Annotated in this window: 8 protein-coding genes; 4 read left to right on the top strand and 4 right to left on the bottom strand. The window is 59.0% G+C overall.

Annotated features, from left to right (window positions below; translation table 11 throughout):
• Nucleotides 1–5 precede the first annotated feature (5 nt).
• Nucleotides 6–1,535, bottom strand: coding sequence for a S10 family peptidase (locus AC13RM_RS23320; protein WP_374816558.1), 1,530 nt, complete (start codon nt 1,533–1,535; stop codon nt 6–8).
• Nucleotides 1,536–1,742: 207 nt separating this feature from the next.
• Between AC13RM_RS23320 and AC13RM_RS23315 the strand changes: the two genes are divergently transcribed.
• Nucleotides 1,743–2,474, top strand: coding sequence for a dienelactone hydrolase family protein (locus AC13RM_RS23315; protein WP_374816559.1), 732 nt, complete (start codon nt 1,743–1,745; stop codon nt 2,472–2,474).
• A 60-nt stretch (nt 2,475–2,534) separates the two neighbouring features.
• Here AC13RM_RS23315 and AC13RM_RS23310 read toward each other — a convergent pair whose 3' ends face one another.
• The gene (locus tag AC13RM_RS23310; RefSeq protein ID WP_488555600.1) at nt 2,535–3,200 is read right to left on the bottom strand and encodes an isochorismatase family protein; all 666 of its coding nucleotides are present in this window, start codon (nt 3,198–3,200) and stop codon (nt 2,535–2,537) included.
• 308 nt (nt 3,201–3,508) lie between these two features.
• Between AC13RM_RS23310 and AC13RM_RS23305 the strand changes: the two genes are divergently transcribed.
• Together AC13RM_RS23305 and AC13RM_RS23300 are read left to right on the top strand one after the other, a co-directional pair.
• Nucleotides 3,509–4,399 (top strand): amino acid ABC transporter substrate-binding protein, encoded by an 891-nt coding sequence (locus AC13RM_RS23305; RefSeq protein WP_374816560.1) that lies wholly within the window; start codon nt 3,509–3,511, stop codon nt 4,397–4,399.
• Between the two features lie 190 nt (nt 4,400–4,589).
• Nucleotides 4,590–7,151, top strand: coding sequence for a GcvT family protein (locus AC13RM_RS23300; RefSeq protein WP_285175916.1), 2,562 nt, complete (start codon nt 4,590–4,592; stop codon nt 7,149–7,151).
• A gap of 166 nt (nt 7,152–7,317) precedes the next feature.
• Here AC13RM_RS23300 and AC13RM_RS23295 read toward each other — a convergent pair whose 3' ends face one another.
• Nucleotides 7,318–8,181 (bottom strand): alpha/beta fold hydrolase, encoded by an 864-nt coding sequence (locus AC13RM_RS23295; RefSeq protein WP_285175914.1) that lies wholly within the window; start codon nt 8,179–8,181, stop codon nt 7,318–7,320.
• Between the two features lie 237 nt (nt 8,182–8,418).
• Between AC13RM_RS23295 and AC13RM_RS23290 the strand changes: the two genes are divergently transcribed.
• A complete protein-coding gene (locus tag AC13RM_RS23290) occupies nt 8,419–9,189 on the top strand; it encodes a class I SAM-dependent methyltransferase (RefSeq protein ID WP_285175913.1) in 771 nt (256 codons plus the stop codon).
• A 133-nt stretch (nt 9,190–9,322) separates the two neighbouring features.
• Here the strand turns inward: AC13RM_RS23290 and AC13RM_RS23285 are convergent, their stop codons facing one another.
• On the bottom strand, nt 9,323–12,811 hold the full coding sequence (locus AC13RM_RS23285) for an AAA domain-containing protein (RefSeq protein WP_374816561.1): 3,489 nt from the start codon (nt 12,809–12,811) through the stop codon (nt 9,323–9,325).
• Between the last annotated feature and the right edge of the window lie 243 nt (nt 12,812–13,054).

Here is a 13,054-nt window from a genome sequence, read left to right as displayed (position 1 = left end):
GGCGGTCAGTTCGATTGCGTTGCCGGCGCTGCCTTGACCTGCCCGGCATAAAACGCCTTGGCATCGCCCGTGAATTGCTCGCGCGACGCCGGCCGCGTGTAGAACATATGGCCGCCGCGATAGAGCTTCATCGCCACGCGATCCGCAAAGGCGGGGGGCATATGGTCGAGCACATATTGATTGACGCCGAAGGGAATGACGAGATCGCTGTAACCCTGCCCGATCATCACGCGGAAGGATGGCGAGAGCGATAACAGCTCCTTGAGATCGTCGCCAACACCGGCGGTCCCGCGCGAGCCGCCGTTGTGCCCGCCCCATTTCCACTCCCGGTTCACCGATGACGACAGAAGCGTATAGGTCATGTCGGTATGGAGGCCCAGCTCGTCGCGGGCATAGCCTGAAAAGGCACCGCCATAGGCGCGGACGAAGCCATCCAGAACAGGATCGCCGCCATGCTCGGCATCCGACTGCGGATAGGGGTCCGGTGCAAGGAACGAGGCGTCATAAGCGCTCGCCACATCGGAGCCATCGCCATCGGAATGTTTGCGATAGACTCCGCTGAGAAAGCCCTGGTTCCTGGCAACGACATCTTGGGGAATACCGGTCAGCTTCGCTACACGCCCATAGAAGGCTTGGCCAGCATCTCCCGATGGCGGCCGTCTGGCAAGAGTTGGCAGATATTCGTTGAAGGCAAAAGCCTGGGCATCCTGGATTGCTTTCTCGCTAAAGGCATTTTGCCGTTCCAGCTGGGCGGCCGCCAGCGACGGCAGCTGCAAGGCAGCGCCAAGCGCATCCTCACCCCCGCCGAAGACAAACCGGCCCTCCAGTAGCGGCGACAGCATGACGATGCCGGAAATCAGAATGCCTTGGTCCTCGCGCAGGCTGTTGGCAACCTTCACCGAGCGAAAACCGCCATAGCTTTCCCCGAGAATATATTTCGGCGACGCCGCCCGGCTGTTGTGGGCGACATAAAGAGCGATCGCCTTGGCCAAGCTTTCGGCATCGCTGTCGACGCTATAGAAATCATTTTGGTCGTCCGGCTTGGCGGTGCGGCTCCAGCCAGTGCCGACCGGATCGATCAGCACGAGATCGGTAAATTCGAGCCAGCTTTGCGGGTTGTCGACCAGCCTGGCATTGGCGCCATCGCGCCCGTCTGCACCGAAATCGACGATACGCGGGCCGACGAGCCCGAGGTTGAGGAAGGCGGAGGCGGCACCCGGCCCGCCATTGAACACGAAGGTCACGGGCCGGTTCGCATCCCGGTTCTTGGCGACATAGGCGGTGTAGAAGATCGCGGCGCTGCGCTGCCCATCCTGACCGAAAAGATCGAGCGTACCCGCTGTCGCCGTATAGGGAATGGTCTTGCCGTCAGCATTGAGAACATGGTCGCTCAGGGCATCGGGCGGCAGGAGCGAGAGCACGCCGCTCGCGCTGGCAGGCGCGCCATGACCTTGCTCGGGCGGAGCGGCGGATGCCGTTGCCGATAACAGCGAAAAGGCCAGCGCCAGGCCGGGAACCATCTGGCGAAAAGACATGAAATCGCATCCTCCAAAGGGATCATCGCATAGACGTCGTTGCCGGCGATACTATGTCACAGACGACGAGCGCCGAAACTCAAGAGATGTTGATCGATGGTCTCGGCCATTCGAAGAAACATGCTCTTGAGGGTCTATATACCGTTTGCCAAAGTGGCATGCGCTGCGGGGACATGAGCCGATAATGAGATCGCAAGGGAAATGACGATGAAACAGGATATCGAAATCAAGACGGCCGACGGCACCGCCAAAGCCGCTATCTTCCGCCCCGATAATGGTAAATCAGCCGAGCACGGCGTGGTCCTCTATATGGATGCCATGGGTCCGCGCGCTGCGCTCGATGGCATGGCGCAGCGGCTGGCGAACGGAGGCTATATCGTGCTGCTTCCCGATCTCTTCTATCGCCTCGGCGCCTATGGCCCCTTCGACGGCAGTGCCTTCGGCAATCCCGCCTCCCGCGAAACGATCATGGCGATGCTGCGCGGCACGACGCAGGAAATGACCAAGGCCGATAGTGCCGCCTTCCTCGACGCTCTCTCAGCCGCCGGCGCCAAAGGTACGGCCGGCGTGGTGGGCTATTGCATGGGCGGGGGCCGCGCGCTGACTGCCGCTGCCACCTATCCCGACCGCATCGCGGCAGCCGCAAGCTTCCACGGCGGCAATCTTGCGAGCGACGCGGAAGACAGTCCGCACCGGCTCGCCGCCAAGATCAAGGCCCGCGTCTATGTCGGTGTCGCCGGCGTCGACAACAGTTTTCCGCCGGAACAATCGGCGCGTCTTGCCGAGGCGCTCCGCACCGGCGGCGTCGATCACACCATCGAAAACTATGTAGGCATGGCACATGGATGGACGGTGCCGGATCATGGCGTTTATGACGAGATCGGCGCCGAAAGGCATTGGAAGCGGCTGCTGAACCTGTTCGAGGAAGCTTTGGTATAGTCGATTGATGGCGGCATCCCGTTGCCATCATGAGCGGGATGTCACCATCCGATCCAGAGATCAGAACTTGATCCTGTCGATGCTGGTCAACGTCGTCTTCTGCGAGACGCCCGGCGCATTGACCATGTGCCAGGCCACATATTGCTCGCCATAAAGCTCTGTCGACGACATGCCGTCGACCGGCAGTACGATATTCATGCCGTTGAGTGCTGCGTCCGTTGCCGTATCGAGCACCGCGCCCTCCGAGGCCGTACCTGTAACGATGATGGTCTTGATGCCCTTGTCCGAGAGAATGCTGCGCAGATTGGTGCCGATAAACTTGTCCGGCCCGGACTTGACGATCGGCTCGCTCGCCAGGGGCGCCAGCGCCGTTGCGATATCCTGCGCCTCGCCAACGCCGGCCAGACTGAAGACGACGAGCATCTCCTTGGCGCGCGCCTGATCGAGCAGGGTTTTCACCTTGGGGACGGAGGCGAGGCAGCGCGGCTTGGTCTTCACGTTGCACGGTCCCTTGGTCGGGTCCTGCGCACCGTTGAAGTCGAGGATCAGAAGCGCCGTCGTCTTCGGATCGACGGTAACCTGCTTCAGCTCCGGCGCCGCCGGCGGCTTCACCTTCTGCCAGTCGTCGATGATCGTCTGCCCGGCGGCAGGCGAGGTCAGCGCGAGACCGAAGCCCATGGAAAAAAGGGTAAAGCCGGTGCATAGCGCAAAACCCGCTCTGCCCATCACACCACCTCGACCTCCAGGCCCGTTGCTCCCTTGCATTCCGTATCTCCGTGGATTTGCGATTGTGCGGTAGAGATAGGCCACAAACCGAGGCAGGGTAACGAAACTCTTCGTGATATTACCAAAACGCGTCGCAGACACCATGAACGGCAGGGACGTTTATGGACACCAGCTTGGGAGCAACGATTCCGCCACTCCTGCTCGATCGCCAACCATCTGGGACAATCCATCGTTGACAAAAACTTGCCAACCCATAATCTGCGCCTAAGCCCTTGCGATTGCCCATTTTTCTTTTGGAGATCGGGATCATGCCGGCAAACTGCATGAGACGACTGGTTCTGGCAGGCATTCTCCTTGGCATATCTGCCTATACGGCGGTGGTCGCGCAGACGCTCGACATTATCGCGCAAAAGGGCACAATCCGCATCGGCTATATCAGCGACGAAGAACCCTTCTCCTTCAAGAAGAAGGATGGCAACCCGACGGGATATGCCATCGACCTCTGCGGCAAGATCGCCGATGCTGTCGGGACCAAGGTCGCCAATCTCAAGCGCGACTATGTCGAAACGACGCTTGCCGATGGCTTCGATGCAGTCAAAAGCGGACAGGTCGATCTTCTCTGTGGCGCCCTGACCATTAGCCTAGGCCGGCGCCAAAGCGTCGATTTCTCGCAGCCGATCTTCGTCACCGGCGCCAGCGCCCTGCTGCGCAAGGATTCGCCCGATTATCTGATGGCGCTGTTCCTCGACAAGCGGCTGGCACAAGTCTCCGCCAAGCCCGCCCCCGCAACGAGCGCCATCGGCGTGCGCGCCGACACGACCACGGACGCGACACTGCGGGAAGCGCTAGGCCCCGACATACCGAAGACGAGGATTGCGACTTTCGCCACCCATCAGGATGGCCTGAACGCGCTCGAAGATCATAAGATCGACGCCTATTTCGCCGATCGTGCCCTACTTTTCGATCTGGCTTCCCATGCCCATAATCCGTCCACGCTCGCCATCGGCAACCGCCTCTTCACGCATGAGCCCTATGGCATAGCCCTCCGGCAAGATGACTCCGCCTTCCGCCTGCTTGTGGATCAAACGCTGACCGAGACCTACCAGTCGGATGATTTCGCCAAGCTGCTGACCACCTATTTCGGCGAGGAAAGCCCGATCCTGCGACGCGAGATCATGATGCAGTCGGTCCCGCAATAAGCGCATTGAGGAGATGCCGTCGCCTTTGCGACATCTCCGATCAGCATATGTCGCCGACAAACCCAGCCATTTCCGGATGGGACAGCATGACGGTCGTCGTGCAAGCATCTTGATTATGTCGTAGACAGGCTCTGGTCGCCGACGCACACATCATAAAATCCGTCTCCAATATCAATCAGGGTCGCACGCAATGGCAGTATTTCCTCAAAAGGCGAAGGTCGTCATCATCGGGCTTGGCGGTATCGTCGGCGCATCGATCGCTCATCATCTGATCGAGCGCGGCTGGGACGATATTGTCGGTATCGACAAATCCGGTATCCCGACGGATATCGGCTCGACGGCCCATGCCTCCGATTTCTGCTACACGACCAGCCATGATTTCCTTTCCTGCTGGACGACCCTCTACTCCATCGATTTCTACGATAAGCTCGGCCACTATGCCCGCGTCGGCGGCCTGGAAGTCGCTCGCGTCGGCGACGACGACCGCATGGCGGAAATCAAGCGCAAGGTGACCTCGGGCAAGGCCTTCGGCACGCGCGTGAGCCTGGTCGACCCCGCCGAGATCAAGGAGAAATTCCCGCTGATCGAGGAAAGCATGGTTCAGGGCGGCATGTGGGACCCGGATGCCGGCCTCGTCATTCCCCGTTCGCAGACCGTTGCCGGCAAGCTGATCGACCAGGGCGAAAAGAGCGGCAAGCTCCTTTCCTTCGCCAACACGCCGGCCCAGTCGCTGATCGTTAGGGATGGCCGCATCGCTGGCGTCGTTACCCATCGCGGCACGATCGAAGCCGAATACGTGATCGTCTGCGCCGGTCTTTGGGGCCGCCTGATCGCCGAAATGGTCGGCGAAGACCTGCCGGTCATGCCGGTCGACCACCCGCTGACCTTCTTCGGCCCCTACAATGAATTCGCCAATACCGGCAAGGAAATCGGCTTCCCGCTGATGCGCGACCAGGGCAACTCAGCCTATATGCGCGACACAGGCGACCCGAAGACTGCCGAGGGCGGCCAGATCGAATGGGGTTACTACGAGGAAAAGAACCCGCGCCTCTGCCATCCCCGCGATCTCCTTGAAAAGCACGAGGCACGTCTGTCGCCCTCGCAGCGCGATCTCGACATGGAGCAGATCATCGAGCCGCTCGAGCGCGCCATGGAACTGACGCCGATCCTCGGCGAACTCGGCTACAATGAAGGCCATTCCTTCAACGGTCTGCTGCAGGTCACGACCGATGGCGGCCCATCCGTCGGCGAAAGCCAGAAGGTCCGCGGTCTCTGGTATTGCGTCGCCATCTGGGTGAAGGACGGCCCCGGTTTCGGCAAGCTCGTTGCCGACTGGATGACCGACGGCCGCACGCCGATCGACCACAACAGGATCGATTATTCCCGCTTCTACCCACATATGCTGGAAGAGAAATTCATCGAAGGCCGCTGCACCGAGGCCGCCCAGAAGATCTATAACCCCGCCGTCCACCCGCGCGAACCCTATGCCACCGGCCGCAACATCCGCCGCTCGCCCTTCTATGAGCGGGAAAAAGAGCTTGGCGGCTATTTCATGGAGCTTGGCGGCTGGGAGCGTGCGCATGGCTATGCCGCCAACGAGCACTTGCTGGAAAAATACGGTGACCGCATCCCCGTGCGTGAAAACGAATGGGACAACCGCCATTTCTGGCGCGTCTCCAATGCCGAGCACCTGGCACTGAGCGAAGACTGCGGCATCATCAACCTCTCGCACTTCGCCATGTACGATATCGAAGGTCCTGACCATGTCGAGCTGCTGGAGTGGCTCTGCGCCGCCAAGATCGGCGGCGATGCCAATATCGGCAAGGGCATCTACACCCACTTCCTCGACGACGAAGGCATGGTACGGGCCGATTTCACCGTTATCCGTATGGCCGACCGCTGCCGCCTGATCGACGGCGCCGATGCCGGCCCGCGCGATTTCCACTACATGCGCCGCGTTGCTGAGGACAAGGGCTTTGACGTCACCATCACCGATGTCACCGAACGCTATGTGACGATCGGCATCTGGGGACCGAATGCCCGCACCAACCTGCAGAAGGTCGTCGAAAGCCCGGAAAACCTTTCGCACGAAAACTTTCCCTTCGCCGCGATCAAGCAGATCCGCATTGCCGGCAGGAACGTCGCGGCATTCCGCATCTCCTATGTCGGCGAACAGGGCTGGGAACTGCACATGGCCTATGGCGATGCACTAGCCGTCTGGGATGCGCTGCGCTCCACCGGCGCCATCGCCGTCGGCGTCGAGACCTATGCCAACAGCCGCCGCATGGAAAAGAGCCTACGCCTGCAGAATGCCGACCTGCTGACGGAATATAATCTGCTGGAAGCCGATCTCGCCCGCCCGAAGGTCAAAGACGCCGATTTCTGCGGCAAGGCGAAGCACCTCGAATATCGCGCCCGCGAACACCAGCCGGCCATGCTCTGCACGCTCGTCATGACCGATAATATCGACTCCAACGGCGTCGCCCGTTACCCCGTCGGCATTCTCCCAGTCATGGATCCCGAAACCGGCGAAACCCTGGTCGACGACCTCGGCCGCCGCTCCTTCACCACCTCGATCGCCTACGGCCCGACCATCGGCAAGAATATCGCACTCGCCTATCTCCCATGGTCCTATGCCCAGGAAGGCCGCAAGCTGAAGGTCGAATATTTCGGCGAGACCTACCCGGTCGAAGTCGCCGGCGTCGGCTACAAGCCGCTCTACGACGCAGAGAACCTGAAGCCGAGAAGCTGATTTCTGAAGCGATTCAGTTTTTCACGGAATCTCTGAACCGCTCTATCTCTTTGTTATCTCGCAATTCCGGACGGAAAACCGCTACCCACTTTTCCTGGAATTGCTCTAACGAACCGGAAAGCGAGGTCATGCCTGGCTTTCCGGTTGTCTGTCGGGCGGACGTCTGTCAGGCCGTGTGATCGATGATGGCCTGCACGATCTCGTCAATGTCGAGCTCGTGGATTTCGTGCCCTCCGCCTTCGACTCGGTGCAGCCGCGCACCTTGCACGACCCCAGTGAAGGCCTCGCCGTGCCCTATGGGAAACAGCGGATCGGCCGTGCCATGGATCGCAAGGACCGGCAGCTTGATATCGGAAGCGTGAAGCCTCGCTGGCCTGTCCTCGCTCACCAGCGTGAAGTGGTTCGTAGCACTGGCAAATGACGGCGCCCGCGCCATGTCGCGGGCGATCAGGGCCCTTGCAGCATCAGGATCGTGCGGATGCCGAGTGCCGGCCAGCATCGCCGTATCGCGACGCAGAAAATCGGCAATAGCCTCGAGGTTCGACCAGTCGACTGCTTCGGCAGACCTGGAATGCTCTTGATAGGCCTCTGTCGAGGAGGGCAAGCCCCCGACTCCGAGCGGTGATGTGCTGATCAGCGTGAGTGTCCGTACACGCGGGGGATAGCGCAATGCGACTTCTTGTGCAACCGCGCCGCCCATTGATATGCCCGCCACGTGCGCCGTTTCCAATCCGTAGCCGTCGAGAATGGCGATGGCATCGTCGGCCAGGTCGTCGAACGAATAACGCGGTTCGCCCCTCGGATAGTGTGTCGAGAGGCCGGTATCGCGCTGGTCGTATCGGATCACATAGCGCTGGCGGGCGGCAAGAGCCTCGCAGAACCTGTCCGGCCACCACAGCATCGAAGCCATCATTCCCATGATCAGTATGATGGGCGGGCTGGAGGGATCACCGAAAGCCTCCGTCTGAAGTTTCGCGCCCTTGACCTCGATTGACGTCTCGGTGGCGGCGAATGATCCCATTTGTTCCATGAAAAATCCATCCGATTGCAAATTGCAACTGGAATCCATGTTGCATAACTGATCCTGTTATGCAATCAGTTTATGAGGAAGCTACAACACGGGGTATCGACGTCCATCAGAGCAGTTTCAGAAAAATGCCCAGCGGTTTCCATCCGGAATTGTGTAAGAACAATGCGTTAGAACTGCTCGCAGGTCTTGCGAGAAGTGATCCCGATGGCGATTGAGACGAAATGAGGGAGGCTTGTAGTGCTGCAATGTGCTGATTTTTACGACGCTGAACTATCACGGCATAACCGGCATTTGCGAGCCGTCGCCCGCGTCCGGACGCATGACCGGATACTCGATATCGGCTGCGGCGCTGGACAAACCACTCGGGAAGCAGCTCTTGCTGCAACACAAGGCAGCGCGGTCGGCGTGGATACGTCCGCCGAGATGCTTGAGATTGCGCGCCAACGTAGCGCTGAAGCGGGATTGCGCAACGTCGGCTTCGAGCTGGGTGACGCACAAGTCCACGAATTTCCAGCCGCCGGCTTCGACCTATGCATCAGCCGGTTCGGCGTCATGTTCTTTGCCGATCCGCAGGTAGCATTCGCCAATATCGCCCATGCAATACGCCCGAGCGGACGCATCGCCTGGATGGTATGGCAAAGCCAGGAGCGCAACGAATGGTCTGGCGCAATCCGGAATGCGCTGGCTGCGGGAAGCGCAATTCCAGAAAATGCCGGCAAGCCGTTTTCACTTGGCGATCGCACCATAGCCAAAGAACTGCTAAGCGCCGCCGGCTTCATCTCGATCGACTTTATAGAGGTGCGCGAACCAGTGTTTTATGGGGCCAATGTCGATGCCGCCCTTGATGCCCTTGCCGGCCTCTACATGGTCAAGGACGCGCTCGTGCACACCGATGAGGCGCCCGACCAACCACTGCAGCGACTGCGTGATTTACTGGAAGCGCATATGACCTCCGAAGGCGTGCTCTTCGACTCCCGCGCATGGATCATCACCGCTGAGCGAGGCTGATGCCTGAAAAAGCTTGGGTCCGACGAAGTGGGACACCGCGAGTTATGCCCTCCTCCATAAGCCATAAATCCCTTCCGACAGGTATTTTATGAGCACCGCAATCAAGGATTGTTTTTTTCAAATGCGATCATGGTCATCCGAGGAGATTGTCTAGCGACTGGAAAACGCCTGCTGTTTTCCAGAGGCTTCGGTTACCCACGACGTAAAGAGCTTCCTTAGCCCTCGTCGCCGCGACGTTCAGCAAATTGGGGCGACCGCCAGCCCAGCCGCGCGCACCTCGCTGCTGGGCGTCCGGAGCGCCCAGAATGAAAAAGACGGCCTCCGCCTCGCGGCCCTGAACGGTATGGACCGTTCCGATGCGCTCCTTGACCCATTGATGGGGATTTTCGACCCACCCCTCGAGCAAGCCGCTGGTACGCAACACTTCTCGCATACGATCCTGCACCACGACGAACGGGGTCACGACATAGAAATCGGGAGCGCATTCTCGATCTCGCAGATGACCTAGTTGAGCGAGCAGTGCCTCACCCTCCTGTGGGCACCATTTTTCCTGCCCTCGTCCCTCGATATCGATCCATCGGGAAGGGCCGAGAACATCCCGGATTGCGGAGGGCTTGGCCGCTTTCGCCTGTACCATCAGGTTTTCGTAGGCAATGGAATTGGAAATGCTGAACATCGGTTCGGCGCAGCGTCGATGAACCAGAAGAGGAACGCCAACTTCACGGGTTCCGAACTTTGTCTCGAAGGTTCCGTAGTATTCCGTGGCGCTGTCGGCTAGTGTTTGCGCCGAAGCCCCGGGCGCGTTGTAAATCAGCGGATCGATCCCGAACTGCTGGCACATCGCTTCCGTCAACTGGTCAGGCAGAACGACGACCGGCTCGATCTGTATCGGATCGCCGACGACCATTGCCCGCTGAGTCCGCATCAATGCGCCCACGGCCGCCTGTGGCAATGCCTGGCCTGCTTCGTCCACAAGCAGCCAGCCGAAAGATTCCGGTCCGATTTTACCGAGCATGCGGGAGACCGAGGCAAAGGTGGTGGAAACCACCGGCACCAGCAGGAACAAGGTCGACCAGAGATCCGGGATCAGCGCGTCCTTTTCCGGACTTCCCAGCGAACGTGTGCCAAAGCCATCCATCAGAACGTTGAGGTTATGTCGGATCGGCTTTGCGGCGCCGTCAACAAACGCCTTATGCAATGCCATCGCTGCTTCGAAAACATCGTTGCGCAAACGTGCGGTAGCCGTATCCAGCCAGGGCGCACTCTTCTGTTTATCCTGATGACGCTGGTCGAAAAATTCTTCCGAAATGAACGTGCCGGGATATCGGCCGGCAATGTCTTCACATGCAATTCGTTCGCGCCTGAGCGTCTCGGTCAGTTCGATGACCGAAGCCTGCATTTTTTGCAGCTCGCCGTTCGCTCGCGCAAATTCCGACCTTTTCGTCTCAGCATCTGCCGACAGACGCGAAAGCTCTATTTTCTCTGAGGTCAGGCTTTTCGAGAGGCTATCGTATGCCTCGTGCCATGAACGATAAGCCTGCGTGCCGAACAGCCGGCTGAGAAAACCGGGCCGTATGCTCCATAAAGCGGCTCGATCCTGATCCAATGCTTCCACATTCCGCTTCTGGACATCAAAAGCAGATACCGCTTTTCCGGCGTTCTCCACCAGTTGCTCCAAAACCGGGTGCATTGCCTCTATTTCGACGGCGAGACCGTCAACCGTCTCCTGCTTTTGCCGGATCGATCGTAAAAGATCATGAGCCTTCTGCAATTCCGCCAATGCCGATTTCGAAGATGCCGCTACTTTGCGAAAATGCTGACGAGCTTTTTTCCAGCGCCGCAGGGCCTGGTCATGATCCTCCGGTGCATTTTCCTTGACGATGACATGCGGCGGTCTTTGCTTCGTTCCTGTGTCTGTTTTCTCAGTGATCAGTTGAGGATTACCGCTGGCCTGCTGCAAATACCTCTGGAGCCCGACATCATCGTCCCACCAGAAGGTTTGCCGAAAATCGCTTCTGTTCTTGCCATTGCCGAGCACTGCGGCGACCGCGCCCCACGTGTCGCGTTCCAACAGCGCATCGGATACGGTCTTGAAATATCGGAGGCCGCCGGCGTCACCTGCTATCGCTTGCATGGCGGGCAGCTCGGCGCTGACATTCTCGACGGCCTTGTTATTCGAGGAGGCAACGATCATCTCGTACCCCTTGATCTTGTGGTCCAGCCGGTAGAGGTGAACGAAGGAATTTCCTTTTTTCAGTCTCTGACCGGAATGGATAAAGGCGCTTTCCGGCTCGTCATAAGAGCACAGAATTTCCGCTCGCTGGGTGACAAGCGCGGCGATAACGTCGCGAAGAAGGGTTGTTTTCCCCGTGCCGGGCGGGCCGTTTACAGCAAGAATGCCGTCCGTCTTCAAGTCGTGAAGGGCAAGATTGACCGCGCATTGCTGAAGGAGCGCAAGCGGATGCCGACCGTCGCCCGGCCATGATCCCAATGGAAATTTCCGGGGCTCGAGCGCTTCTGAAAGTGCCTCGTTGTCCTTCATAAGGTTTCGGCGGCCGCCTGGCTTCAGGACGCCTAGATAGCGTTTGAGGTTGGGCGGCGCCTCGCCGGAAACAACAAGAGCGCGTGCCGCTGCAAGATCATCAAGGAAGAACGAATTGAGCAGAATGGATTCAGGCGGATCTTGCAGCTTGAAATACTGATACGACCGAACGGCAAACGCCGGTGGCCTGACGAATTGTGCAGGCAGGCCGATGGTCTGCACCAGCCAATCATAAGCGTCTTGAATTATCTTGCGGGTGAGCGGCAGCGGATTTCCGTCCTTGTCGGCAATCACAATTTTTGCCGCCAATCCCTCCACAAGCGACTTTTCCGCCTGCGACCATTGTCCGAGATCACTCAGCCTGCCACCCAATGCCACGGGTATTCCCCAGCCGAAGCTGGAAATGGAAACGGCTTCGCTCTCCACGGCGCGCCCATCTCGATCAACCATGATCGTGGCGAGTACAGCCTCTCCACGCGCTTGTGGGCGCTCCGCCCGACTGTCGGTGTAAACCGTCAGTAACGCCGAGACGGCAGCTTCCATGTCGATGCTGCCGAGAATGATTTGGTAGTAAAGCTTTTGATTGGGGAGGCTTTTCTCGCCACCATTCTCCCAAGGCAGCGCGTCCTTATCGATTTGGGCGATACGAGATCGAGCGCCGCTCGCGAGATCCTCGGGCTTTCGAAAGGACGGTGGAGACAAGACCTCCATCGCCGTCCACGCTGACAGGATGCTTTCGGGATCATTACCGACAGAGGGGCGTTCTAGGGTGGGACGGATTGGTACCGCCGAGGCTGACGCTGGTCTGGGAAGAGGAGAAGCCGGGCGGCCTACTGGTGTTGCGGCAGCAACAATCGGGCTTTCCATGGCAGGTTCGTTGGTGTCAACGCGCGAGGCAGATCGTTGAGCGATTGTTCCTCTGGCCTGCATCGCTCGTTGCCGTAGCTCCTGCGCACGCCGGGTTTTTCGCTCGGAAAGTTCTTCAAGCAGGTCGTCCAAAAACTTTGGATCATCGCGCTGTTGATCGAACAGCTTTTCAAGCTCTGCTACGCCCTTCTGGATCAGTGGTCTTTTTGGCATGTAAAATATTCTCAAAATTACTGCTTGGCTCTATTTGCCACCAGAAGCTGTGTAAAATCAAACATTAGGAAGCGAAAATTTATACAGCCCGAAGTGCGCCGCCTGGGATCACCTGTTGACTTCCTTAACCTCGATTGACTGCAGCTTTGTATTTGTGCGGGTTCTGCGCTGTTCGTTGTTTGGCACAATCGAGTGGACTCTCCGCTTGATCTTTGCTCGAGCGCGTCTCACCCTTCAGGTTAT

The organism is Martinezella sp. CNPSo 3732, from assembly GCF_057784515.1.
Note: the sequence above shows the minus strand (reverse complement) of the source record. Positions and strands in the feature narration are given on the sequence as shown.